We start from the raw sequence: 26,847 nt of genomic DNA on the forward strand, positions 1-26,847 counted from the left end.
TTTGCACATGAAAAGTGGCATTGCGTTAAAAACAACAATAAATAAAACATTCATTGCCCTAGCGCAAAGCGAGTTATTAGATACGCGCTAAACTAACAGTATTGAATTCTTAAAAGTTGAATACCATGACAAAAACAATTGCAGATTTAATGACCCGCAACGTACTTTCAATTGAGCTTGAGAATACCATGATGGAAGTTCATCAAATGATGAAAGAACATAACATTCGCCATATACCTGTATTAGATAATGGCTGTTTTTTTGGAATGGTTACGCAAAAAAGTGTTCTGGCTAAAACCATGTATTTACTAGACAAATATGGTGTAAATGCGTTACAAAGAAGGGAAAAACAAGTGCCTGTTTCAGAGCTCGTTGATAAAGACGTGGTGTTTGCCAACGAAACCATGCCATTAACCGAGGCAGCGCGTTTTTTCTTAAATAATCGGCACGGCTGTTTGCCTGTTGTAGATGACAAAAATCAGTTGCAAGGAATTGTTACCTCATCTGATTTCGTTAGACTATCCTTAACATTATTAGAAAGTTAGCCCAATACGGGTGATCAGGAGTTCTTAAATGAAGAAGTTATGTTGCAGTATCGCACTTAGCGTTTTAATGAGCCTAAGTCATGTGGCGCAAGCAAATATTGACGACGTACCCCTTCCCAATGACTTTCAAGTGCGTATGGCTCTTGAAGATGATTACCCAATGATCATTAGTGGTTTTGTTAAACAAGATTTAGAAACTGTAATGCAGTTTTACCGTGATAAGTTAGGTGAGCCGCAAATAGTAACTGAAGATATTGGACGTTACACATACTTTTATAATGTGGCAGGCAAAAAGGTAAAAATTGGGTTTTATCAGCAAGAAGGCTGGTGTGAAATCAGCATAATGATGACGGAATAATTCCGTCATCATTAAAGATTTTAGTAATTTAGATAAGCAAAGCTCTTACTATACTTTTTCAATTTGAATCACAACGCGGCGGTTTTTACCACGGCCAATAATTGTATTATTGGTTGCTACATGGCGTCTTTCACCAAACCCTTGCGTCATAATCTTTTCAGCATCTATGCCTTTTTCTGTCATATACGTTTTTATCGCTTCCGCACGTTTTTCTGACAGTTGTTGGTTAATATAACGGCCACCATACGAATCGGTATAAGCAGTGATCAACACCGAATCAATAGTAGGATCGTTCTCCAAATATAATCCAATTTTTTCTAAGCGTTTTTTTGAATCTCGCGTAAGTTCACTGCTGTTAGACTCATAACGCATCACAGTGTAAGCAATATCATCAAAGCTAAATGGCAATAAAGCATCTCGACACTCTAAAAAGCTTAAATACTGGTTACGAAAATTAACTGAAGACAACTCTACTTTTATTTTATCTTGGCTATTGTGCCAATCTTGGTAATAAAATGTTGGCACATTGCCCTTTTCTAGCTCAGTCAATAACAACCAAGAGGCTTTTGAATCCAGCTCTGTATCAAATTGCTTTAACAAATTAGCGTCAAATAAACTGCGCGCTGGGTTACCCGCTTTCCAAACAGGTGGCACCGATAGTACATCGGCAACATCATACCCTTCTGGCTTTATCAACATATCTAGTGTGAAATGAAGCGGTTTGTCTTTACTCGCAGTCGACAAAAATTTGGCTTTACCAAAGCGCGGGATATCATGCTCTAACTGACAACTTAAACGTGAGCTATCTGGCGTATTCCATTTAGCATTACTTTCAACAGCACCATAACTGCGAAGCGCAGCCTGTAAAGAAAAAACGGCACTTAACGCAAGACCAACGCACAAGCACTGCACTATTTTTTTAAATTGCACTTAGGTCTCCTAAATTTCATAAACGCATGGTTAAAAACAATAACTGCTGTAACAAGCTGCAGCTAATAAAAATAAAGCAAAAATTATACCTAAATGCAGTGTTAGTTCATAAAATTTTACTGGTCAGTATCAACCTAATTTTGCCATAATACGCGGCCTTATTAAGCACTGAAAGTAAGTATATGTCTCAAGCTGAAGCACCAACAACTTTATTTGCCAAGCGTTTTCGCGGTTTCTTTCCTGTAGTTATCGACGTTGAGACGGCAGGCTTTAATAATAAAACCGATGCATTATTAGAAATTGCTGTCAGCCTATTAAAAATGGACGACCAAGGTGAACTAAGCATCGACAAAACACTTCACTTTCACGTTGAACCGTTTGAGGGTGCCAATATTGAGCAATCAGCTATTGAGTTTAATGGTATCGACCCATTTTCCCCCCTGCGAGGCGCGGTAAAAGAAGACGAAGCAATAAAAGAAATCTGTAAAGCTGTGCGCAAAGCACAAAAAGCAGCAGGTTGTCAGCGCAGCGTTGTAGTAGCGCATAATGCGGCCTTTGATCACGGCTTTTTGAATGCCGCAATTGAACGCAATAGTATTAAGCGCACGCCATTTCACCCATTCGTAAGTTTTGATACAACCACCCTAGCTGGCTTAGCAGTTGGTCAAACAGTACTTGCAAAAGCATGTCGCGCCGCAGGAATTGAGTTCGATAACAGCCAAGCCCATAGCGCACTGTACGACACCGAACGCACCGCCGAACTTTACTGTTACATTGTGAATAAATGGCAAGCCTTAGGCGGCTGGCCAATGCCAAACGATTCTGAGCAAGTAGACGAGTAACGGCGGGGTTTATTACCAACGTTACTTTTAATACATGGATTTATGCACTAAACAGATTTTGGCTGCGCGTGCTAAGTGACACGTTTAGTTCTTCGATTGCGCTGAAATAATGCTTTTCAGCGTGTCATGTGCTTTTTCATTGTTAAATAAGATGTCTTGTAACGCGTGTTTTAACGAGTCAGATAATTCGGCTCTTTCAATAAACACATACACATCTTCTACCGAATAACTTTGCCCTTCGCTTACGTTCATAATTTCAAGCCAAAGCTCAAAAGCACTTTTATTCAACGCGTTAGCTAACACTTCAAAAAATACCCGACCACAAGGATAACTTGCACCAATTGATGGCGTTGACTCCAGATGTGAAAGCGCAGTTTGTTTAACCCCTTCTAAACACTCTTTTTGTTGCTGCTGTAAAAAATACTCAAAATGCGATTGTGGCATTAAGCCTGAATGCACCATTGCGCGATAGGCAAAAAAGTCAGCTGAGCCTTCGTACAGCCAAATCGGTGTACCATCTGATGGTTGCCAAAAATGTGCATTCCAAAGGTGTAACGCTTCATGTGCTAGGGTTAAATAAATTGTTCGTTGGTATTTACTCGGGTGCTGCACTGCATCTTGCCCTGATATCTCAAACATAACTTGGTTGGATAGTGCGCTACCCAAAAAACCAATGTATGGCGCATTGCTATTAGCGTTAATCAAAAATGTAACGTCGCGGTTTAAAGGGGAATTAAACTGTTGGCTAAAATAATTCATAAATTTAGTGCTATTTTGCTCAAGCTGCACTTTAAACTCATTTGGCAAATTTGGCTCAATAACGAAAGAAACACCATGATTAGAGGCATTAGACGGTAAAGTTAGACTAACAAACTGCGCTAAATTTAACGACGATACGTTGTTAATGGTGCGCGTTCGCTGATTTTGCTCATTTTTCATCTTTGTTGTTATATAAAATGTCACACTTAGCGCATCGCGTGTTAGTAATTCGTCCGCTACTTTCAATGAATGTGGCACAAAATAGTCAGCATAAAACGCGCCGTTGTTAGAAAAGTTAATAAACGGCGCATTAAATCTAAGTTCACTCACATCAAAACCATCGGAAGCTTCAAGCATTAAAATGTCATTAGGATTAGTTAGCTGAATTGTGCTGTCATCTTTAACCACCGCTTTGCCTTTAAGCGCAAAATGGTTAGTCAGGAAATGAGGTGGTAAGTGAGAAAAATCTAACGTTTGAGTAAATTTGGGCAATTGATAACTTACTTGCCACACGTTGCTACCAATCTGTTTTTCAACATTAATCGACAGCGCTACTTTACTCTGTGCAACCGCATTCATCGCTATACACATCAAACATATTATTATTGTTTTACTGATACTCATTGAAAACCTCCATTATTTCAATCAGCTGCATTGTATAGCGCCGAGCAATATTAACAAGCAAACAATCCCTGCCAACTCACTTTCAAATCAACATTAGTTTAAATTTAAAGCGATTAAACCATTTAAATACAGTTAATTGTGCTTTGCCCTTGTTTAACATAAAAACTAAGCGTTATAATCGTGCCAACTGAGTATGATTCAGATGAAACAAATTCAGGGGCTGATTAGGATTCGACGGGATTCATGAAGCCTAAGGTGCATGTCGAGGTGCGGCTGGCCTCGTAAAAAAGCCGTATTTAAAGTAATCGCAAACGACGATTCTTACGCTCTAGCAGCTTAGGCCGCTAGCGCTCCTTCCAAGTATTCTTATGGACTGGATTTTGGAGTGTCACCCTTACATAAGATCGCTACGGAAACCCTGGCCGGGGTTGAAGGGCTAAATTGAAGCGGCCTCGCCTTTACTTATCGTGTTCGTCCGAGATTTAAAGGTTAACCAAAAGACGATACTAAACATGTAGGACCGAAGGTCGACGCTTTTCGGACGGGGGTTCAAATCCCCCCAGCTCCACCAATAGCACAGACAAAGCCGCTTTTTAGCGGCTTTTCTTTTGCCTAAAATTCGGCACAGATATGAAATATCAATAACTTAGATTTTTAAAGGACAATTACAATCAAGATATAAAGTAGTACATTAAGTAGTACTACCAAAATGAATAAGAGCGGGTACTAGATATAGAATGTAATTGGCCATAGACCAATAAAATAAACACATAAAAACTGCCTTATTATCATTTTATTAATCAAGCGCTGTCTATTATCTCGGACTTACTAAGACTGGTATAAAACCCAATAATTGAAATACCTGAAGAAAGTAATCAACTATATTTTTGTACCATTGGATGTACCACCACATTTTAAATTTCTTAGTGGGAATTAAAGTCATATTTTATTCTTTGTGAATTTAGTGCGGCTTGCTTTACTCATCTAATTTATTCAAAAAAAAGCCTGTGAGATACACAGGCTTTTTGTTGCTTTTAAAATTTAAGCACAGGCTTAAAAGAAATAAATCGCGATATCGACGGCAATTAAAATAATAATCACCCACTCTAAAAACGCAGAGTGCTTGTGGTTTTGCTCGGTACTTAGCATGTCTACTAAGTTGTGAATGGTGTCGAGCTTCTTTTGCAAAATATGTATACGTGGCAATAAATCTAAATATTTGCTGAGCTGCTGATAAACCCCTTCTAAATTTGGGTTATCCCAAAAGAACTCGGGAGTATCGAGCAAGTTAAAGTGCAAATTGATATCGGTGCTGGTTTTAAACAAGGTACCACGTAACTTTGCTAATGCTTTTCGTGTTAAAGGCACCTTGCCAGTTTGCGCAAGCAGCTGAGATAAATATGCATTTTCGCTAATTACCGCTTGAGCTTGCTCTTCAAAAAACTCAAGCTTCGTCGACTGTGCTAGCGCATGGCTAAGCGCCAACTTGGTCATGTCATCTGAGTTATCTAAAAATAGACAATCATTTTTGATATTAAAATCACCATATTCGCCTTCGCGGTAAATATAGTGATCGATGCTCGGGCGTTTTTCAGGTGAGATGATAAGCTCATCAATTTGCGCGATCAGTTGTTCAAGCTCTGCCTGATTAAAGTCCCAACATACCAACACCGCATAATCAAAAAGCCAGGCTTGTTTGCTATTTATGCAGACACCATAAGCATCACGTATTTTTATAGCCCCAAGCTGTTTATTGAGCTTTATATCTGCTTTTTCTTTATTAATTGAATGGCCTAAAAAGCTGATAATAAGGCGATGATCTTTTGTGACTGTGTCACTCATTAAGTTGCTCCAATGAAGCGTATTTCACAATTACCAATACGTAAATCGGCAATATTTTTCAATTGGGTTTATAGCGTGTAACAGCCTAAATATAAATTAATTTTGGATGAATTTTGCCAATAATATTCTTGTCGATACGACAAAAATTTTATGTTGGACTTCCCCCCCCTATTCCCTTTAAATGCGCGCACTTTTTGGTCTTATGACCGATTTATTTTTTAAGGGTAAAAATGAAAGAAACCACTGCAATTGAACATGTTCGTGCAAGCTACAATGTACCTCATTGGAGCCAAGGTTATTATGGCATTAATGATCAAGGTGAAATTACTGTGTCACCAAATATGGCGAAGCCAACGCATGCAGTAAGTTTGTCTAAAATTGCCGAACAAATTCAACAGCAAGGGTTATCGTTACCAGCGCTTGTGCGATTTCCGCAAATTTTACACCACCGCGTACATAGCTTATGCAATGCGTTTAACGCGGCTATTGAAAGCTATGATTACAGCAACAACTACTTGCTGGTTTATCCAATTAAAGTAAACCAACAACGCGAAGTGGTGGAAGAAATTTTAGCAAGCCAAGCTAGCCAATCGGTAAAGCAATTAGGTTTAGAAGCAGGTAGCAAAGCAGAGCTGCTTGCAGTACTTGCGATGGCACAAAAAGTCAGCTCTGTGATTGTGTGTAACGGCTATAAAGACCGCGAGTATATTCGCTTAGCACTTATCGGCGAAAAGCTTGGTCACAAAGTTAATATTGTGCTTGAGAAACGTTCTGAACTTGAAATGGTGCTTGAAGAAGCACACAAACTTGGCGTAAGCCCACGCTTAGGTGTGCGCGTACGTTTAGCATCGCAAGGTAAAGGCAAGTGGCAAGCAAGCGGTGGAGAAAAATCAAAGTTTGGTTTATCTGCATCACAAGTATTAAGCGTATTAGCTGAGCTTAAATCGCACAAAATGGAAAGCGCACTACAACTTGTTCACTTTCACTTAGGCTCACAAATGGCGAACATTCGCGATGTGCGCACAGGTGTAAGTGAAGCAGCACGTTTTTACTGTGAATTACGCCGTTTAGGTGCAAATTTAGCCTGTATGGATGTGGGTGGTGGTTTAGCCATTGATTACGATGGCACGCGCAGCCAATCGAGCAATTCTATGAATTACTCGCTTGCTGAATATGCGAATAACATCGTCTACACCATTGGCGACATGTGTAAGCAGTATGAACAACCAATGCCGATGATTATTTCAGAGTCAGGCCGTGCGTTAACAGCGCATCACGCGGTACTTATTACCAATGTGATTGGCACTGAATCGTATCAGGTAGAAGAATTGCCAGCGCTTGAGAACGATGCACCACTACTTTTACAAAACATGTGGCGTTCGTGGTTACAACTTAATAACCGTGTTGATGACAGAGCGTTAATTGAGATTTATCACGATTGCATTAACGACCTAGCCGAAGTGCACAGCCAGTTTGCAATGGGGCTTTTAAGCCTTGAGCAACGCGCATGGGCAGAGCAAATTACACTGCGTATTAACTACGAGCTACAGCAGTTAATGGATAGCAAAAACCGTTTTCATCGGCCAATTATGGACGAGTTAAACGAGCGATTAGCGGATAAATTCTTTGTTAATTTTTCGCTGTTTCAATCGCTGCCGGATGCATGGGGTATTGATCAAGTGTTTCCAGTGTTGCCGCTTTCTGGTTTAGAAACCATGCCAGATCGCCGTGCAGTGCTACTTGATATTACCTGTGACTCAGATGGCACAATCGACCAGTACGTAGATGGCCAAGGCATAGAAACCACCTTGCCAGTGCCAAATTGGCAGGCCGACTCACCTTACTTGTTAGGCTTTTTCTTAGTGGGTGCTTATCAAGAAATTTTAGGTGATATGCACAACCTATTTGGTGACACTCACAGTGTAGTAGTTAATGTGGATGAAGATGGCAACAGCGAAATTGTTGAAATTAACGAAGGCGACAGCGTAGAAGATATGCTTCGTTATGTGCACCTAGATGCCGAAGAATTCAGACACGCATTTGCTCAATTAGCTAATAGCAAATTACCAGAGCATGAGCGCAGTGAAGTACTCGCTGAGCTAGATGCAGGTTTAAAAGGCTACACTTATTTGGAAGATATTTAACCTATGGTTAAAGTTTTTGAAAAACACAACGGCATGCTATTTGGCAACGGCGCAACGTTTATGCGCCAGCCATTAGTTAACGACCCAACATCAAGTGATGCTGATGTGGTTGTGCTTGGTTTGCCATTTGATATGGCAACTTCTGGTCGCTCTGGTGCCCGCATGGGCCCAGATGCGATGCGCCGCGCATCTGTTAACCTTGCATGGGAAGAAACCCGTTACCCTTGGCCATTTACACTAAACGATCATTGCGCAGTAATTGATGCAGGCGACTTGGTGTTTGCACCGGGCGATAGCGAAGGTTTTACACAGCAAGTTGAAGATGCAGCATCACAACTTTTAGAACAAGGTAAAAGCCTTTTAAGTTTCGGTGGCGATCACTTTGTTACTTTGCCGCTGTTGCGCGCCCATGCAAAACGTTTTGGCAAAATGGCGTTAGTGCATTTTGATGCGCACACTGACACTTATGCTAATGGCAGTCAGTATGATCATGGCACTATGTTTTACCATGCGCCAAATGAAGGACTCATCGACAAAAACAGTTCGGTACAAGTGGGTATTCGCACTAATTACACCCAAGCTGAGCATGGCTTTAAAGTGATTGATGGCGCTGAGAGCAATGCCCTTTCAGCGCACACTATTGCCGAGATGATTAAACACTCAGTGGGTGAGTTACCTGTGTATTTAACCTTTGATATTGACGCCCTTGACCCTGCGTTTGCGCCAGGTACTGGCACACCGGTTTGTGGTGGCTTAACCACCGACAAAGCGCTCAATATTCTTCGCGAATTAAAAGGGCTGAATATTGTAGGAATGGATGTGGTAGAAGTTGCTCCAGCTTACGATAACAGCGAAATTACTGCACTTGCAGGCGCCACCATTGCGCTCGAAATGCTGCATTTGTGGACGTATAAACATAAGCTAGGTGGATAACCTCGTTTATATTTTGGCACCCAACAAAAAGCCTGTGGAAACACAGGCTTTTTTTTATTTTTAAAACAGTGACTAACTTTGAGAGTACCTTATTAAGCATTTGCGTGATCCACTTATAAGCTTATTACGTTTAGCTAACTAAACACTTCAAAGGATTCTCAATGTTTAGTTTTTTAAAACCAAACCCAGTAAAAAAAATGAAAAAGGATTATTTTAAATTGTTAGAAAAAGCCATGCATGCCCAGCGAAATGGCGATATCAAAACCTATTCAATGTTAACAGCAGATGCAGAAAGCCTCTGGCAAAAAATAGAGGCTCATGAAAGTAAACAATAGTTTTGTGCCTATGATCTTGGCAATATAACCTTAATAGCCCTCACCATTGTAAGCTGGCTCTTTTAGTGCTGATGATTTTGCTTTTTGTGAGCGTAAAATTTCTGACTCTTTTTGCAATGCATTAATTTTGATTTGATATTGTTTGCTTACCGCTGCCATTTCTTGTGCAAGAGATTGTTGCAGTTTTGCTCCAGCTAGATTGGTATTAGCATTGCCCGACTGTTTCTTTAATGCCGCAACTTCCTCATTCATTTCACGCTGCAAGCGCTTAATTTGCGCATCATTATTCGCAATTTGCCTTTCAACCTTTTGCATATCTACATAGCTGCCTATACGGTTGAGTTCTTGTGTGTGCGAATTGCCATCGCCTTGGTTAGTTGCGCTACTGTTATTCAGTTTATTTAATTCATTTTGTAAACGCGCTAAGTTGCTTTGTTCAACGTCAATTAGCCCGCGGTAACGCTCAGTAATGGCGTTCATTTCAAGTGCTAGCGCTTCAGATCGAGACGCACCGTAGAGGTTATTAGCAGTGCGAACTGTCATATTCTTAACCGCACTAATTTCTACATCCATGTCTTTTTGCAGTTTTTTAATACGGGCTTTTACTTGTTCAATTTCGCGCTTTAATTGACGTGACTTAACATAAGTATCAGTTGAATCAGTATTTGGCTTTGCGTTAGCGTTTGGACGTTTTTTGATAACCTGTGGGTTTACTTCAATTTTTTCATACTTATCACTACATGGCTGATCACTAAAGGTGAGTACGCCATCAATTTCGCATTTATAAATAGCACTATAAGATGCAAAGCTCGTTACAAAACAAAGTGATAAAAATGAGTTTTTGAGAGTAAACATGAAAGTCCTTATATTTAGTAGCCTACCTAGATTACACCAATCTAGGCAGGTTTTGGACTTTTAATTTAGCAGCACTAAATGACAGGGATTATTTCAGTGCGTTACTTAAATGCAGGGCGTGTTGCTGTAGTTCATGGCCAAGCTCCGTTAAGTAGCCACCATCAACTTGATCAATAATTCCGCGTTCAAATAAACGCTTGGCCGATGCTTGTACACTTGCTGGCGCATCATGATGAATTTTTAATCCTTGCATCGCACTGGAGGTTGGAAATTTTAGCAGCAACTCTAAATCGGTGATTTGTTCGGTACCTAAGCTCATTGTGTTTCCTTTTTTATTATTTGTTCCGTTACACAGTATAGATAAGCTTTGTAAAATTGCTTGATCTTGCGCAGACAAAACTCAGAATTTTCAACAATCTGTATGACTTAGTCACTCTTTACTAAGCCCTTCAGCCTGAAAGCGTGCTAATTGCATTTCATTTAAGCGACTTAGTGTTCGCCTAAATGCAAATTCTAATATGCCTTGTGTGTAAAGCTGATGCAATGGTACATCTGCATTTATGTAAAGCGGAATTGAGCGGTCATAACATTCATCTACTAAGGCAATAAAACGGCGTACACCATCATCTTTACGTGATAACTGAGGCAAAGTACGATCTCCCGCGGCGACACGCTCTACGCCATCTTCGGTACCACGGGCGATATGCGTTGCAACTGAATCACACGATAGCTGCGGCACACCTTCAAGAAAAATCGCTTTGTAAGTATCGCACAATGAAATAAAGTCGACAGCCGCCAAAGGCTGTTCGCATATCGCGTTATAGTGGCAAAAGAGTAGATGTTTACTTTGGTTAATGACATCTATTTTTAGATGCCCAATTTCTATTGATTCATCCGAAAAACATGTTTGATTGTGCGTTTTGGCAAGCAAGTTAAATTGCTGAGTTAACGTATCGCTTTGCTTCACCCAGTAGCGCTTTTGGCTGTCCCCTGGGTGTAAACGGTGGTCTTGCCCGCCATCAACACTCAGTACCTGCATATGGTGTTTCAACGCTTCAATTGCAGGAAGCAGCCTGTCGCGATTAAAACCATTTTCATAAAGTTTGTCAGGGTGTTGATTTGACGTTGCCACTAGCACTAAGCCTTGGTCGAAAAACGCCTGTACCAGCCCACTTAATAAAATCGCATCGCCAATGTCACTAACAAAAAACTCATCAAAACAGAGTACATCAACATCCTTTGCCAGTTCACTTGCCAATAAATTGAGCGGATTTTCACGGCCAGTTAATTGAAACAAACGCTGATGTACCCAGCGCATAAAATGATGAAAGTGCTGCCGTTTAGCAGGTACGGTTAGGCTGTTATAAAAGCTATCCATCAACCACGTTTTACCGCGCCCTACCGGGCCATATAGATAAACCCCTTGCACACTCGTTTGTTTGCTTTCTAATGCTAAATAACAATTTTGCAGCGCAGCCACTGCTTGAGCTTGCGCGCTATCAGAGACAAAGCCATTTTCAAGTGCAGCTTGATACGCTTGCGCTGGGCTTAAAAGGGGAGAAGTATTAGTCATCATTTAAAAGTACAAATAAAAATTTGGCGCTAAACGCGCCAAATAACTTTACTGTAATGCTTTTTCAGCAAACAAATGCTTGATGGGTTTTGCTGCATCGACCAAGTTTAGCCCAATGCCGCGAATTAGTTTTTTAATTGGGTTACTGCCTTCAAATAACTCTTTTAACCCTTGCATCATCGCAATATGCGTTTGTGCATCGGCTTTTCGCGCCATTTCGTATTGACGAAGTGATTTCGCATCCGCAAAACTGCTGCCCGTTTCATCGGCAATCAGCTCTAATAGCTTCGCCACATCTTTTAAGCCTAAGTTCATGCCAAGGCCAGCAAGCGGATGAATAGTGTGTGCAGCATCGCCCATTAAAATTACACGATTTTCTACCCACTTTCGCGCATATCGCATTTTAAGTGGGAAGCTTAAACGCTGACTTTTCACAGCGCATAAACCGAGTTCACTATCAAACGCTGCGGTTAGTGCTTTATTAAATTCAGCTTCTTCCATTGCTAGCAGTTGTTTTGCTTGCTCTGGTGAAGTTGACCACACAATTGAATGAGTATTTGGCTCTGGTAATGGTAAAAATGCTAATGGCCCTGTTGGTAAAAATACCTGACGCGCCGTATTTGCATGAGCAGCTTGGCTTTTAATCGTCGCCACTACCGCATGATGGTCGTAATCCCAAAAAGTAATCGGCATTTTAAATTGGCTGCGAATCGCCGAATTTGCTCCATCACAGGCAATCAAAAGCTCCGCCATAACCGGCTCACCCGATGCCAGTGTTACCAGCACTTGTTGATCTGTTTGGTGAATACTGCTGTAAGGTGTTTCAAATAGCAGCTCAAGATTGCTGTTTTTTTCACACTCATTAATCAGTGCTTGACGAATAACTTCGTTCTCAACAATATGGCCAAGCTCTGTTAAATCTAGGTCGTTACTGGAAAAATGAATGCGTCCAGTTGAGTCTTTATCACGTACATCCATGTCACTGTAAGGCGCTAACCTTTGTGCCTGAATGCCTTGCCAAATACCTAAGTCTTCAAACAATGCTTGGCTTGCTTTGCTAATTGCACTAACACGCAAGCCAAATTCATCACTATTGACGTTTGCAGGTTTTCCCGCATCAATTAACAAAACTTTTTTACCAAGATTAGCTAAACCTAATGCCGCACTTAAACCGATACAGCCACCGCCAACAACAATCGCTTGAACTTGTTTCACTAGCCTACATTCCCCATTAATTGTTTTGCCAATGGCGCTTTTAAACGTTTGCACTTTGCCATAGCGGTTAACACAATGCTGCGCGTTAATGCAAATGCGCGATTGTCGTTAGAAAACCCTCTAACAAGGGCATCAGTTAACCATAACACGGTATCAACATCTTGATTTCGCTCAACTTGGTAGCGATTAAGCAAACTAACATCACCAATATCGTTTTGCTCAGCGGTGGCTTCGGTAATTAACTTCTCAAGTAAGATTACATCACGTAAACCAAGGTTAAAGCCCTGCCCAGCAATTGGGTGAACTAAATGAGCTGCATTGCCTAAAATGGCAACGCGATGATGCATTAAACGCTCAGGCTTACCCACTTTTAATGGATAAGCAGCACGCATACCGACTTTAGTAAATATGCCCGCACGATAACCAAACGACGCTTGTAACTGGGCAACAAAATCAGCATTAGATAAGCCCAGAAGTGCTTCTTGCTGCTCCAGTTTTACACACCACACCAATGAAAAGCGGTTTTTGGTCATAGGTAATAGAGCCATTGGACCCGTTTCAGTAAAACGCTCAAACGCTTTATTGTGATGGCCATCAGCTACTTCAATATTGGCTATAAGCGCTACTTGATCGTAATCATCTGTGTGAGTATGAATATGCAGCGGTGCTAATGTTTTGGAATGAGCACCATCAGCTACTAACATTAGTTTTGCTGACAGCTGCTCACCAGATTCGAGCGTTAAATCTATACGCTCAGCTTTTTGTTGGTAAGTACTTACCTTATCCGGACAAAACAGTGTTATGCCCTCTGCCACCATTTTTTTATGTAATTGTTGACCCCATGGCCTTACTTCAACAACATAGCCAAGCGCAGGTTCGCTGTAATCATCACTGTGAATTTGGGTCTTGCCAAAGTGACCGCGGTCTGAAACCAGTACTTCCTTTATCGCAGCAGTAAAATCATTATTTGCATCAAGCAAACCAAGTGAAAATAAATATTTAAACGATTCACTGGCTAACGCAATACTGCGGTCATCAAAGCTTGGTTGACCTTCATCTGTGGCAGCAAATGCTTCTATCACGGCCACATTAAGCGATGAATTTCGTAACTTAACAGCAAGGGCAGCACATGCCCCTGTTAAACCACCACCTACAATTACAATATCGAACATTGTTTTAATACCTGAAATTAGTTTGCCATTAGCGCTTCTATTTCATTCACTGCTTTTGGTACACCTGCAGTTAAATTGCGGTGACCTTGCTCTGTGACAACAACATCGTCTTCAATACGAATACCAATGCCACGGTATTTTTCAGGTGCATCGCTATCTTTTGCGATATATAAACCAGGCTCAATAGTCAGTACCATACCAGATGCAAATGGACGGTCTTTATCATCTAATTTATATTCGCCTACATCGTGTACATCAAGTCCTAACCAGTGACCTAAACCATGCATGTAGTAATCTTTGTATTTTTCATCCGCAATCAGGCTTTCAACATCACCCGTTAAAATGCCTAAATCAACTAAGCCTTCGGTTAGAATACGCACGACAACATCTGCCGTTTGTTTTAAGGTATTGCCCGGTTTAACCATCTCAAGCGCGGCAAGTTGTGCTTTTAATACCAGCTCATAAACTTCGCGCTGGGCCTCACTAAACTTACCGTTAATTGGAAACGTGCGGGTGATATCTGCAGCATAGCCATTTAACTCGCAGCCAGAATCAATCAATACTAAATCGCCATCGTTTAACACATCGCTATTTTCGGTGTAATGCAAAATATTGGCATTATCGCCGCCGCCAACAATTGTGCCGTATGCTGGGTGACGCGCACCTGCCATTGCATAATGGTGATGAATTTCAGCTTCTAATTGATATTCGGTAGCCCCTGCTTTGGCAAATTTCATTGCTCGAATATGCCCTTCAGCACTTATTTCGCCAGCTTTTGCCATAATCGCAAGTTCAGCATCCGATTTAAATAAACGCATTTCATGTAATGTGTTGCGAATATCTTTAATTACAGTAGGCGCCTTCCAGCCACGCTTTGGTGCACCGCGCAATTTGCTTAAAAGCGCCCAAACTTTGTCGTCGAACTCTTTGTAAGTGCCTTGTGCGTAGTAAAGCGTTTGCTTACCTGACACTAACTCTACTAGGCTGTCGTCAAGCTCTGCTAGAGTAAACGCGCTGTCAAAGCCAAAATCTTGTTGTGCTTTTTCTGCGCCAATGCGACGACCACACCAAATCTCTGCAAGCTTATCTTTTTCACGGCAAAACAATTGTGATTCTGTTGATTCGCCTTTAACTAAAACCAATACCGCATCAGGCTCTGGAAATTGGGTTAAATAGAAAAAGTCACTGTCTTGTCGGAACGCAAATTCGGTATCGCGACTACGTGTTACTTCAACAGCTGCAGGAATTATCGCAACCGAATTAGCTTCCATTGCTTCTAATAATTTAGCGCGACGCGCTTTTACTTCTTCAACAGAAATTGAAAGTGAGTGTGTCATGATAAATCCTACTGCTTAATGAATGGTGGTATTAATTGCGGCGTTTTGTTGTACTGACTTGCCAAGCTCAGCAAAACATAAATGTACTGAAATGCGCACATACTCAACTACTTCATGAAATGCTTGTTTGTCTTCTTCCGTTTCATCAAATGTAGTATCCATTTGATTTATTTCTGTGAAATCGTGAATTACTTCTTTTACTTCATTAGATAGTTTGCCATAGTCTTTTTGCTTAAGGCCAAAGCCTAATAAAAAGCCCGACACCCAAGAAACTAGCGCGTTTGCTCTGTCGTGAAGTGACTCGTCTTCATCTGGAAGGTATAACTCAAATTGCAGTTCGCAATTATCTAAAGTGCTGCGAATTTGGCTATAAAAACCAACTAACAACGTTTTTAGTTCGCCTGAAAATGCAATACAGTCATTAAACACATCGCTTAAAATCGTTAGGTATTCTTTGTCTTCAATATCAATACCGCATGCGAGTAAACCGGTAATTACACCATGCACTTCGCTAGGCATAATAAATAATTCATTCTCTTCGAGAGTAACTTGAGTTGCTTGATAATCTTGTGACATAACGCGCTATTTAAATTGCTGTAGTTCAGTGATAATGCTAACACTGACGCCCTATTCACGCCATTGTTTTAGCCTAAACTGTTTAAAACAAAAACAATTTGAATACTTTTACTGCACTTGATCAAACAATCACAGATTTTAACTAGTTATCTTGGCAATATTTCTTATAATAAAGATGTTCCCTCGAGTGTTGGAGAAAGGTTACGTCCCTGAGCCGATAAACTTTTCTTAGGAACTCAGTTCAGATTGCTATTGCGCATGCTCGGCATGTACCGAGAAGCCTACGGTAACTAACTGCGCTCCGCCTTGAGCCTTAGGGTTCAAGGGCTGACACCTGATACCGCACTTTTGGGAACACCTGCTTTCTACTTCCAATATCACCTCAATCACCTTTTGCTAATTTTTTGAATATTAGTCTAATTACCGACTTTTTAGTGATTCTGTTTGTTATTGCTAAATGTTAGAGTTAATACTCAACATCAATGCAAAATTAACAACAATAACAATGAACTACATTAATACTCTATTTTTAGTATTTACAGCCTTTACCTTAGTAGGCTGTGGCGGTGGTGACAGCGCAGAAGAAAATACTAATATCATTTTTAATTCCGCTCCGACCTTATCTGGAGAGCCAGCAAATGCATATGTAGGTGCAGCCTTTGAATTTGCGCCTCAACTTGAAGATAAAGATAACGATCCTATTAGCTTAAGCGCAAAAAATTTACCTAATTGGTTAACCCTTAGTAACAACATACTACAGGGCACTCCAAGTGAAGCTGACTTAGGCAGTGTCACCTTTGATCTTATTGTTTCTGATGGCAAAGCATCATCAACTTATACATTCAGTTTACAGGTCATTAATGCACAAGAAACCAATACAGCACCAAGTATTTCAGGGCAAATTCCAACGGCATATGTTGGCGTAGACTTTAGTTTTTCACCTTCAGTCATTGATAAAGAGAATGATGTTTTAAGTTTTGCCATTGAGAATGCACCTAGATGGACTGATTTTGATATTACAAATGCGCATCTTAGCGGCACACCCACACAGCAGGATTTAGGCACATATCAAAATATCACTATTTCAGTAAACGATGGAATAAATGAGGTTGAGTTTAATTTTGACATTACTGTGAAAGAAGGTTCAACAGTCAATACCCCACCGCAGATCCAAGTCATAAATCAAACAGCGGTAATTAATACAGAGTTTACTTACACACCCAATATAACTGATGCGCAAAATGATGTGCTTGCTATGGCAATTAACAATGCACCAGCATGGCTAAACTTTAATACAAATACCGGAGAAGTTAGTGGAACACCAACGATTGAACATGTTGGACTTCATTCAAATATAAAAATAACTGTCTCTGATGGTGAATACAGTAATAACGGAATTTTCGACATTACAGTAGTCAATCCTAACGCAAATAACACAGCGCCGGTTATCATTGGCACACCAACAAAAGCTTATGTTAATAAAGCTTACAGTTATTCATTTGAAATTAGTGATAAGGAAAATGATCCGCTTTCTTATCAAATTGAAAACTTACCAAATTGGCTTAGTTTTAATGAAGAAGGCTCAACACTGAGCGGTACGCCTGCAAATGAAAATATTGGCTTACATAACAACATAAAACTTACAGTAAGTGATAGTAAGTTAGAGACTGTTCATACATTTTCAGTATCAGTTGTTGAGAATGAGCCCGTTAATAACCCTCCTGTAATATCGGGCATACCAACTGATGCTGAAGAAAATAAACCTTATTCATTTATTCCAACTGCCAATGATGCGGATGGCGACACCTTACGTTTTAGTGCTAAAAACCTACCAAGCTGGGCAAGTTTTAATACTATTAATGGTGAAATATCTGGCACTCCAAGCACTAACGATATCGGCACCTTTGAAAACATCGAAATCACTGTTAGCGATGCGCAAGCTTCTTCAAGCATCACGGTAAGCATTACTGTAAATCAAGCGCCTGTTATAAATAATCCCCCTGTAATATCTGGCACACCAGATGATGCTGAAGAAAATAAACCTTATTCATTTATTCCAACTGCTAGCGATGCGGATGGTGACACCTTACGTTTTAGTGCTACAAACCTACCAAGCTGGGCAAGTTTTAATACTATTAATGGTGAAATATCTGGCACACCAACCGCTAACGATATCGGCACCTATGAAAACATCGAAATCACTGTTAGCGATACGCAAGCTTCTGCTAGCATCACGGTGAGCATTACTGTAAATCAAGCACCTGTTATAAATAATCCTCCGGTAATATCGGGCACCCCAGCAAATGCTGAAGAAAATAAACCTTACTCATTTATTCCCACAGCTAGCGATGCGGATGGCGATACCTTACGCTTTAGTGCTAAAAATCTGCCTAGCTGGGCAAGTTTTAATACTATTAATGGTGAAATAACTGGCACACCAACCGCTAACGATATCGGCACCTTTGAAAACATCGAAATCACTGTTAGCGATGCGCAAGCTTCTTCTAGTCTCACGGTGAGCATTACTGTAAATAAAGCGCCAATTACAAATACCCCACCTGAAATCTCAGGTACGCCGAAAAATGCTATTGTCGGCATTGCATATGAGTTTTTACCAACGGTTAAAGATAATGACGGTGACAAGCTGACTTTTTCAACATCTAACTTACCGGCTTGGCTTAACCTTGATGCAAATACAGGTAAGTTATCAGGCACAGCTAAAAATGAGCATGTAGGTACGTTTGAAAACATTATTTTGGCAGTAAGTGATGGCAAGGCCGAAAACTCTCTAACCTTCTCTGTAACTGTAGATGCGGCTAATAACTTACCCGTTTTAGTTACATCGCAAGCTTCAGCTCGCGCGGATGAAAGCTTTAGTTTACAGCTTCAAGTAAAAGATGACGACAATGACAGTGTAGAAATAACACCTAATAATTTACCTAACTGGCTTAGTTTTAACACCAGTACTTTGGTGTTATCAGGAACACCTAAAGACGACAGCGTTGGCAATCAAACACTTGAATTTAACCTGTCTGATGGTAAAGAGAGCAATTCACAATCACTTATTTTAACAACCGAGAAAAGTTGGCTTACCATTGCCATTGAAACCGGCAATGCATTGGTTGTAAAAGAAAGCGACACCATTTTAAACGCTGCAATAAACGAATTATCGTCACATAAAGCACGATTTAACGATATAAAATCACAACTCTTTAAGAAAAATAGCCAAGGCGATGTATTAGATGCTATTGACTGGGATCCAACCCATGATGCGGCTATTTTACAAGGTCAATATCCGTTTAACGATACTGTACTTTATACCACCAGCTCTAACCAATCTGGCGGACCAGATAGAGTATTACCAATCGCAATAGCAGGTAGTAAAACGCCAACATCAGGAAGATACATCGCTTACGGTGGCAATCCATTTAGAAACGCCGTAAACGATCAAATGATCAAGTTTATGACAAACACCTTTGATTGGCTGACTCAAACTAACACAACCACTAAAGGCCAATTTAATGTGGTGCTTAGTCAGTTAGATGAAAGTTATTGGTTCAGAGACCGCAGTTTAACGCGCGCGTGGTTTGATAATAACTACAGTAATGTTTCTTACAACCAAGCAGGTGATTGCGATGGCACTAAACTGGCTCAGTGTATTGCTGCTAAGCCCGATTTGATTATCATTTCTCGCAGGGTGCGTGATGGTGATGACAAACAAGCAATTTTAGATGCGGTTAGCTCGGCACTTGAACAAGATATCCCTGTAATATACATACAGTACGATGGTGGCATTGGTGAACACGGCCGCAAACTGTTGCAGTTACTTAATATCAGCCATAAAAATGATAATTACTGGTGGAAACTCTATTTAGACGACTTTAACCCAAGTACTGTATTTAATACGCTGCCAAACGATATGCAGGCGATAAACACTTTGTTAAACAACTTCAAAACAGGCGTGTTTAATGTCGACTTATCTAACTGCGAAACACGCAGCTGCCCTGATAATTCGAATACTTATAACGAGTTTTTTGCTGGCGCCGATGTTGTTAAAGCCATGTTTAATGGGTTTGATAGTGAAAAACGCAATATTTTCAAAAGTGCTGACTATCGCTTAAACAAGTTGCTGATTTTACTTGCCGACCACTATCGTCAAACGGTGAGCTTTCCTATGGATAAAATAGCGACAGATACCGTTTCATTCTTTAAATCCTTGTACGCCGATTATGCTGTTTATAATGTGCGTGATATTAATCCTATTCAGCCTGATATGGGTAACTTTAGCCGTTCGGATTTCAGCCATATAACACCTGAACACGCTGCAATTTCTTTAACAGCAAAACCTTATTTCCGCTCAGCGGGAGTTTATGCCATCCCAGGGCAATCATTTACGGTAACGCGCACTGATAGCCAAGCAGTTTCAACCCATATTTTTATCAATACGCTGCGAACAGGTGCAACCCACATATTTAATGAAAACAAATATAATCGCCCTTATTTATTACAAACACAAAGAATCGAAGTAAAACCAAATGAGTCGGTAACGCTTACATCAAGCTACGGCGGGCCAATTCAAATTGCATTTGATAAAAAAGACGTAGAGGTAAGTTTTAGCTTTACTCATATTGGTCGTCACCCTCATTGGCGCAACAAAGATGATGACGCTATATTTGCCGAGCGTATGGCAAGTGGTGATTATGACTGGGCAGAAATTGCTACTCCTGGCTTTGAAGTACATTCAAAACTCACAAAATTAGAAGCATCGCTAGCGGGCAGTATTTGGCCTGTAGCATCCGACTTTGCCAATGCAACATCACGCTACACTCATAACTTAGTACATGTATTAGCTGGCTTTAAAGGACCTGGAATTGATGTAGAACCAGAAATACACGACTTTGTAACCGCTCGCGGGCTCGATGTAGATACTATTGATATTGTAAAGCATATGAATGCCGACCAACCAACTTGTGGCTGGGGCTGTAGCGGAAATCCTTATGATGCTGGCTGGAACTTCAGCCCTACAGGTCATGGCGACTTACATGAGCTTGGCCATGGTATTGAGCGCAGCAGCATGCGTTTTGAAGGCTATGGTGGCCACTCAAATACCAACTTCTATTCATACTTCAGTAAGTCAATTTATGAAGACGACACAGGGGAATCAGCAAGTTGTCAAAGTTTACCGTTTGAAACACTGTTTAATACACTTCAGCAAAGTAAACTTGAGGCAGATCCAATTGCTTACATGCAAGCGAATTTAACTAAAGGCTGGTCTGAACATCACGCAATTTATTTACAACTGATGATGGCGGCACAGGCTGAAAACACAATTAACAACGGTTGGTTCCTCTACCCTCGTTTGCATATTTGGGAACGTGAGTTTTATCGTGCAGATGATTCAGATAGCACATGGGCAGCCAAAAAGAGTGGCCTTGGTTTTTCCAATTATTCGCGTGAAGCAGTATCTACTATTTCGCGTAACGATTGGCTTTATATTTCGCTTAGTAATATAACCCAGTTAGATTTAACCACTTGGTTCACCATGTACGGTTTCACAGTATCAGACACTGCTAAAACGCAAGTAAAGTCAAATGGCTTTAAAGAGCTTGCTGAGGTGTTTTATACCAGCACGGGTACTGGCTATTGCACAAGCTTAACGCAGTCGTCATTGCCTATAGATGGCAAACAAGTTTGGCCGCATAACTAACCTCCACGTGTAATATAAAAACAAAAAAAGCCCAGTTAAATAACTGGGCTTTGCTTAACTTACTCAGGGAAATCGTAAGTTTTAACTCGGTTTAACTTAGAAGCGCTGCGTGTAGTTAAGTGTAAATACGCGACCACGCACATCGTATAAAGATAATACAGGTTCACGTGGTGAACTTGTTTCACGCGGTGTCTCTTCATCTAATACATTTAACGCTGCAAGAGAAATAGTTGCATCCCACGGTGCGTTGTAAGTATAAGTAAGGTTATGACCCGTAAATGACTCAAGCGCATTAGTTACTTGCTTTTCACCATCTTCATCAAAATATGCATCTTCTTGAGATGAGATATAGTATGAATAAAGGTTAATCGCATGGTCATCTATCGACCATGTAATGTTCGCGTTAATTCTATCTTGTGGACGGTATACTTCACCAAGTTCATCTACGCCAAGCTCTACAGCACCTTCTTCATTAATAAAGCTAGTTTTGTACTCAATCATGTGTGACCAATTTAGGTCAAAATCTAGCGAGCCTGCTGCGTCAAAATCAAATTGACCTGTTAATGTCATATCAAGGCCTGCACTTTCACGCACACCAGCATTCGTCATTGGGCTAATAATCTCAGAAATATTGTCGCCACGATAAAGAATATCAACCCCTGGTAAACGATCTGAGATTGCTACATTTTGGCCTTCGGTTTCCCAAATTTGAATTTGCATAATCTGAATTAATTCGTGATCGATAGTATCTACACGACCTTCCACATCAAGTGTCCAGTAATCAGCTGAAAGCGACCATCCATCAGAGAATTGCCATACCACGCCTAAATTGGTGTTATCTGATTCTTCAGGATCTAAATCTGGGTTACCACCTGCACTTGCCCAATAATCAGTGCGGTAATCACATTCATCAAGGCTAATGCTATCACGGTAACAACCAATAAAATTCACTTCATTTTCAGCATAGCCGCGTACTACATCACTGTATAAATCTGTTAATAGTGGCGCTTGGAAACCAGTACCGATTGATGCACGAAGTAATAAGCTTTCGACTGGGCGATAGCTAATATTTGCTTGCGGGTTAAACGTGCTACCAAAATCACTGTAATCGTCAAAACGACCGGCAAGTTTAACTTCCATTCCCTCAATCACAGGAATAGCGAGTTCGGCAAATGCTGCTGAAATTGTGCGCGAACCAACACCGCCGCTACCACCGTTACCACCACTTACGTTACCAGCTTCAGCTTGTCCATCGATTTTGCTGTAGTAAGTTTCACGCGTGTGTGATGCGCCAATGTAGGTAGACATAGCACCTGCAGGTAATTCAATGATGTCAAATTGCAAGCCACCACGAACCGCGGTTTGACTTGAACGACGGAACTTATCAAAGTTAGCTGAAACTGATGCTGGTGGACGAGACTCTGGGTCGCGTGGATCCCAACCTTGCCAAATGCCATCCGCATCAAAACCACCTACAGAGCTTGATAGCTGAGGTGTACTGGTATAGTTAGTACCCCAAGTAAATGCATCATAACGTGCATAGTTAGCACTTAAGTCCCAATATACATCACCGAAGCTGCCATCAAAGCCAATTGCTAAATCAAGTGAGTTATCATTGTGATCTGCGGTACGGTCACCTGCAGAATTCATACGGTAGCCAAACCAGCCGCCCGCTTCTACTGGTGTTAAGTTAAGGGTGGTACCGTCTGATGTGGTAATAGTACGACCAGGTAATGCATCATCTACCGGGAACCAAGCCGGATCACCCGCTGAAATATCAACGGTGTTTTGATTCATCCACATACCGCGTACAAACATAGTTGTGTCTTCAGTAAGTGAGTAAGTGAAATTAGCCATGACAGAATCACGACGCGTTTCAGGAAGCACTTGGGCTGCCTGTGTCCAATCGTAGCCACAAATTGAATAGCTTTCATCAGAAAGACGGCTTAATTGACCAATAAACGTACCTGAGCCTTGGCCGTTGTAAACATCGCAATTATTTTCTTGGTTAAATGATTCTGTTACCCAACCATTGCTCCACTGCTCTAATGATCTACCTGTAGAACTAATGCCATGCCAGTTATCAATATAACGAGGGTCTAAACCTTCTTCTTTTAACTGTGCTTTTGCATAAGGTAAATCTGCATATAGTACTTGCTCTTCTTTGTAGTGTTCCCAAGCAAATACAAACGAGCTTTTTTCAGAAGAACCACCTGCTGTAAGAGTAAAGCGCTGTGAATCACCATTATCAATGCTATCTGGTGTTTCTACTTTTGCAGAGAATTCAGCACCTTCATAATCACGTTTTAAAATAACGTTAATTACACCTGCAACCGCGTCTGAACCATACACAGCTGACGCACCATCAGTTAAAATATCGATGCGCTCAATTGCCGCAGTTGGGATCATATTTAAGTTAGCTGAACCACCAGTAACAGGCGACTTTGTCAGTCTTACACCATCAATTAAAACTAATGTTTGACGAGAATCCGCACCGCGCAGTGCAACTTGCGCCTGTGAACTCCAACCATTGTTTGATGCACCACCAAACGAACCAAAGCTATTTAATGTAGAGTTACGTAACACATCACTTACTGTCGAAAAACCAGATAATTCCATATCTGCAGCTGTAATTGAAATAACCGGTGATGCGCCTTCCATATCAACACGTTTAATGCGTGAGCCAGTAACTGCAATACGTTCAACCTGTGCTGCAGCTTCTTCTTCTGCCGCATTAATTGCAGGTGCGCCAAGTAAGAGGGAAGAAATAGTTAATGGAAGTAACGCCTTTTTAAAATTCATTTGGTAACCCAAAAAATGTGATTTCATTATAATGCTCGCCATTTATTAAAATAATTTATGTAATTGTGTTATTTAAGTGAGAGTACATAACACAATCTTATTTATATAAAATATATTGTATATTTTCTACATAAATAAATAATTTTTTACACTTTTGTATACAAAATATTAATAAGAAATGACGGAAAATAGTTTTTAATACTTAATTATCAGATAGATAGACTTAGAATTGTGACCTAATGTAATCAGAAAATTTTTAGAAGAAGAAAAATTTTAATGCAAAAAAACGAAAAAAGGAGCCTAAGCTCCTTTTGGTGTGGGAAAATCAATCTTTAGGCAGCTTGCTCATTTGCCGCCGTCAAGTTTCGGTAACTGGTTTTAAACTTTTCAACAATCAAGTAGTTAACTGGCACCAAAATTAAGGTTATAAACGTGGCGAAAACAATACCAAAGCCGAGCGATACTGCCATTGGAATTAAAAACTGTGCCTGCGTTTGCTGCTCAAATAATAACGGCATTAAGCCACAGAAGGTGGTAATACTAGTAAGCATTACAGGCCTAAAGCGTGACACGCCTGCGGTTAATACCGCATCCATTAGTTCAAAGCCCTCTTTTCTACGTTTGTTAATGTAATCAACTAACACTAATGAGTCATTTACTACCACCCCAATTAAGGCGAGCATTCCAAGTAAGCTCATAATGGTAAGCTCCATCGCCATAATCCAGTGTCCAAGCACCGCACCTATCATGCCAAACGGTATTACGCTCATTACAATAAGTGGTTGAATATACGATTTAAAGGGAATAGCCAATAATGCATAAATAATAAAAAACACAAAAATGAGCGCCCAACCAAGTGAGCTAAATGATTCTCTTTGCTCTTTCGCTTCACCTTCAAGGGAGTGACGGACACCCGGGTATTTAGCGACTAAACCGTCAAGAAAATCTTTAAGTTCGGCCTGTAACACAGTCATATTGGTATTTGCTTTTTCAATATCAGCAGTAATGTTTACAGTACGGTAACGGTCAATACGGTAAATACTCGACGGGCTTTGTCCTGGCGTCAGTGTTGCCACATGGTTAAGAGGTACTTGACCACCACTTGGTGTATTGATTAATAACGAGTTTAACGTAGTAAGCGAGCTTCGTTCATTAAGTGGTAAACGCACCATAACGCGAACATCATCTCGGCCACGTTGAATTCGTTGTACTTGCACTCCAAAAAATGCATTACGCACTTGGCGAGTCACGTCTGTTCTAGTTAAACCAAGGGTTTTGCCTTGCGCTGTAAGCTCTAACTGCAACTCTTCTTTGCCATCACTTAAGCTGTCAGCAATATCAAATACCGTTGGGTAAGTCGCAAGTTGCTTCTTCACTTGATCCGCAACTTCTTGCAAAGTGGTCAGTGACATTCCAGTTAATTGAACATCAATGGGATCGCTTGAGCGACCAATTTCAGCACGAAACGTTAAACTTTCAGCTCCTGGAATTTGCCCGATTAAACCACGCCATTCCGACACTAACTCGCGTGAGCCAATATCAAGCGTACGGGACTCTGGCGGTGTGATCTCAAATCGTACCCCACCGGTGTTAGTTGCGCCACCGCGGCCACCTGTAGTTGCCAACACATTTATAATGACACTTTCACCGGTCTCAGCATCACGGTATTTTTCTCGTAATACTTCGGCTTTATCTGCCATCAAATCAATGTATTTAGAGGTGACTTCAAAAGGAGTTCCCGTTGGCAAGGTTAGATTTGCACGCACTGTTTCACTTGGAATTCGCGGGAAGAAAATAAACTTCGTCCAACCACTCATAATAAGAGACAAGATAATAAAAAACACAGCAACAAATAAAGAAACCGTGACACCTTTGTGGCTAACCGCTTTATTTAATAATGGACGATAGTATTTAAAAATAGTGCGCTCAAAGCCATCAGCAAAATTTTGTTGGAATTGGCTGAATTTACTTACTTTGCCTTTTTCTTTTCTGAGCTTTAGATATTTAAGGTGAGCCGGTAGTACAAATTTTGATTCAACCAACGACATTAATAATACAGGAATGACCACGACAGGGATTTGCGCAAATAACGCGCCACGGGCACCATCAATAAACGCCAGCGGCAAAAAAGCAGCAACTGTAGTCAACACACCAAAGGTTACCGGAGTTGCCACTTCTTGCGTGCCTTTAATTGCAGCTTCTTCGCCTGATTCAGCGCTATTTAAATGAGTGTAAACATTTTCGCCGGTGACAATGGCATCATCAACCACAATACCCAGCACCAAAATAAACCCGAAT

19 protein-coding genes and 2 other RNA genes are annotated in these 26,847 nt (G+C 40.7%); 9 read left to right on the forward strand and 12 right to left on the reverse strand.

Features of this window, described 5'->3' with window-relative positions:
* The first annotated feature begins 125 nt into the window (after window positions 1-125).
* Together ON073_RS08440 and ON073_RS08445 are read left to right on the forward strand one after the other, a co-directional pair.
* Window positions 126-545, forward strand: a complete 420-nt coding sequence (locus tag ON073_RS08440) for a CBS domain-containing protein (RefSeq protein WP_274761448.1) — start codon at window positions 126-128, stop codon at window positions 543-545.
* Between the two features lie 28 nt (window positions 546-573).
* Window positions 574-903, forward strand: coding sequence for a hypothetical protein (locus tag ON073_RS08445; protein WP_274761449.1), 330 nt, complete (start codon window positions 574-576; stop codon window positions 901-903).
* A gap of 48 nt (window positions 904-951) precedes the next feature.
* Here ON073_RS08445 and ON073_RS08450 read toward each other — a convergent pair whose 3' ends face one another.
* Window positions 952-1,833, reverse strand: a complete 882-nt coding sequence (locus tag ON073_RS08450; protein ID WP_274761450.1) for a flagellar protein MotY — start codon at window positions 1,831-1,833, stop codon at window positions 952-954.
* A gap of 182 nt (window positions 1,834-2,015) precedes the next feature.
* Between ON073_RS08450 and rnt the strand changes: the two genes are divergently transcribed.
* Window positions 2,016-2,675, forward strand: a complete 660-nt coding sequence (rnt, locus tag ON073_RS08455; RefSeq protein ID WP_274761451.1) for a ribonuclease T — start codon at window positions 2,016-2,018, stop codon at window positions 2,673-2,675.
* Window positions 2,676-2,759: 84 nt separating this feature from the next.
* Here rnt and ON073_RS08460 read toward each other — a convergent pair whose 3' ends face one another.
* Window positions 2,760-4,058 (reverse strand): hypothetical protein, encoded by a 1,299-nt coding sequence (locus tag ON073_RS08460; protein WP_274761452.1) that lies wholly within the window; start codon window positions 4,056-4,058, stop codon window positions 2,760-2,762.
* Between the two features lie 216 nt (window positions 4,059-4,274).
* Between ON073_RS08460 and ssrA the strand changes: the two genes are divergently transcribed.
* Window positions 4,275-4,629, forward strand: a transfer-messenger RNA (tmRNA) gene (gene ssrA / locus ON073_RS08465).
* Between the two features lie 482 nt (window positions 4,630-5,111).
* Here the strand turns inward: ssrA and ON073_RS08470 are convergent.
* On the reverse strand, window positions 5,112-5,900 hold the full coding sequence (locus ON073_RS08470) for an RMD1 family protein (protein WP_274761453.1): 789 nt from the start codon (window positions 5,898-5,900) through the stop codon (window positions 5,112-5,114).
* 230 nt (window positions 5,901-6,130) lie between these two features.
* Here ON073_RS08470 and speA point away from each other — a divergent pair, with 230 nt between their 5' ends.
* From speA to ON073_RS08485, 3 genes are all read left to right on the forward strand, one after another.
* Window positions 6,131-8,044, forward strand: a complete 1,914-nt coding sequence (speA, locus tag ON073_RS08475) for a biosynthetic arginine decarboxylase (RefSeq protein ID WP_274761454.1) — start codon at window positions 6,131-6,133, stop codon at window positions 8,042-8,044.
* A 3-nt stretch (window positions 8,045-8,047) separates the two neighbouring features.
* Window positions 8,048-8,977: an agmatinase gene (gene speB / locus ON073_RS08480; protein WP_274761455.1), complete on the forward strand. Its 930-nt coding sequence runs from the start codon at window positions 8,048-8,050 to the stop codon at window positions 8,975-8,977.
* 161 nt (window positions 8,978-9,138) lie between these two features.
* Complete coding sequence (locus ON073_RS08485; protein WP_274761456.1) at window positions 9,139-9,312, forward strand: DUF6435 family protein; 174 nt, start codon at window positions 9,139-9,141, stop codon at window positions 9,310-9,312.
* Window positions 9,313-9,342: 30 nt separating this feature from the next.
* Here the strand turns inward: ON073_RS08485 and ON073_RS08490 are convergent, their stop codons facing one another.
* The 7 genes from ON073_RS08490 to ON073_RS08520 all read right to left on the reverse strand — a co-directional run bounded on the left by ON073_RS08490 (window position 9,343) and on the right by ON073_RS08520 (window position 16,040).
* On the reverse strand, window positions 9,343-10,167 hold the full coding sequence (locus tag ON073_RS08490) for a hypothetical protein (RefSeq protein WP_274761457.1): 825 nt from the start codon (window positions 10,165-10,167) through the stop codon (window positions 9,343-9,345).
* A gap of 88 nt (window positions 10,168-10,255) precedes the next feature.
* Window positions 10,256-10,486: a TIGR02647 family protein gene (locus ON073_RS08495; RefSeq protein ID WP_274761458.1), complete on the reverse strand. Its 231-nt coding sequence runs from the start codon at window positions 10,484-10,486 to the stop codon at window positions 10,256-10,258.
* A gap of 111 nt (window positions 10,487-10,597) precedes the next feature.
* Entirely contained in the window at window positions 10,598-11,743 is a 1,146-nt protein-coding gene (gene zapE / locus ON073_RS08500) for a cell division protein ZapE (protein ID WP_274761459.1), read from the reverse strand.
* Between the two features lie 45 nt (window positions 11,744-11,788).
* A complete protein-coding gene (locus tag ON073_RS08505) occupies window positions 11,789-12,955 on the reverse strand; it encodes an FAD-dependent oxidoreductase (protein ID WP_274761460.1) in 1,167 nt (388 codons plus the stop codon).
* Complete coding sequence (gene ubiH, locus ON073_RS08510) at window positions 12,955-14,136, reverse strand: 2-octaprenyl-6-methoxyphenyl hydroxylase (RefSeq protein ID WP_274761466.1); 1,182 nt, start codon at window positions 14,134-14,136, stop codon at window positions 12,955-12,957. The genes ON073_RS08505 and ubiH overlap by 1 nt, the downstream gene beginning before the upstream one ends.
* An 8-nt stretch (window positions 14,137-14,144) precedes the next feature.
* Window positions 14,145-15,464 (reverse strand): Xaa-Pro aminopeptidase, encoded by a 1,320-nt coding sequence (pepP, locus tag ON073_RS08515; protein WP_274761461.1) that lies wholly within the window; start codon window positions 15,462-15,464, stop codon window positions 14,145-14,147.
* A 15-nt stretch (window positions 15,465-15,479) separates the two neighbouring features.
* Window positions 15,480-16,040 carry a UPF0149 family protein gene (locus tag ON073_RS08520; RefSeq protein WP_274761462.1) on the reverse strand — a complete coding sequence of 187 codons (561 nt, stop codon included), beginning with the start codon at window positions 16,038-16,040 and terminating at the stop codon, window positions 15,480-15,482.
* Between the two features lie 176 nt (window positions 16,041-16,216).
* Between ON073_RS08520 and ssrS the strand changes: the two genes are divergently transcribed.
* Window positions 16,217-16,399, forward strand: a non-coding RNA gene (gene ssrS / locus ON073_RS08525) — 6S RNA.
* Window positions 16,400-16,545: 146 nt separating this feature from the next.
* Window positions 16,546-21,747, forward strand: a complete 5,202-nt coding sequence (locus tag ON073_RS08530) for an ImpA family metalloprotease (protein ID WP_274761463.1) — start codon at window positions 16,546-16,548, stop codon at window positions 21,745-21,747.
* Between the two features lie 96 nt (window positions 21,748-21,843).
* Here the strand turns inward: ON073_RS08530 and ON073_RS08535 are convergent, their stop codons facing one another.
* Together ON073_RS08535 and ON073_RS08540 are read right to left on the reverse strand one after the other, a co-directional pair.
* The gene (locus ON073_RS08535) at window positions 21,844-24,549 is read right to left on the reverse strand and encodes a TonB-dependent receptor plug domain-containing protein (RefSeq protein ID WP_274761464.1); all 2,706 of its coding nucleotides are present in this window, start codon (window positions 24,547-24,549) and stop codon (window positions 21,844-21,846) included.
* A 332-nt stretch (window positions 24,550-24,881) separates the two neighbouring features.
* A partial coding sequence (locus ON073_RS08540; protein ID WP_274761465.1) for an efflux RND transporter permease subunit occupies window positions 24,882-26,847 on the reverse strand: 1,966 nt, incomplete at its 5' end.

The sequence above is a fragment of the Pseudoalteromonas sp. G4 genome (genome assembly GCF_028875915.1).
Lineage (GTDB): Bacteria > Pseudomonadota > Gammaproteobacteria > Enterobacterales > Alteromonadaceae > Pseudoalteromonas.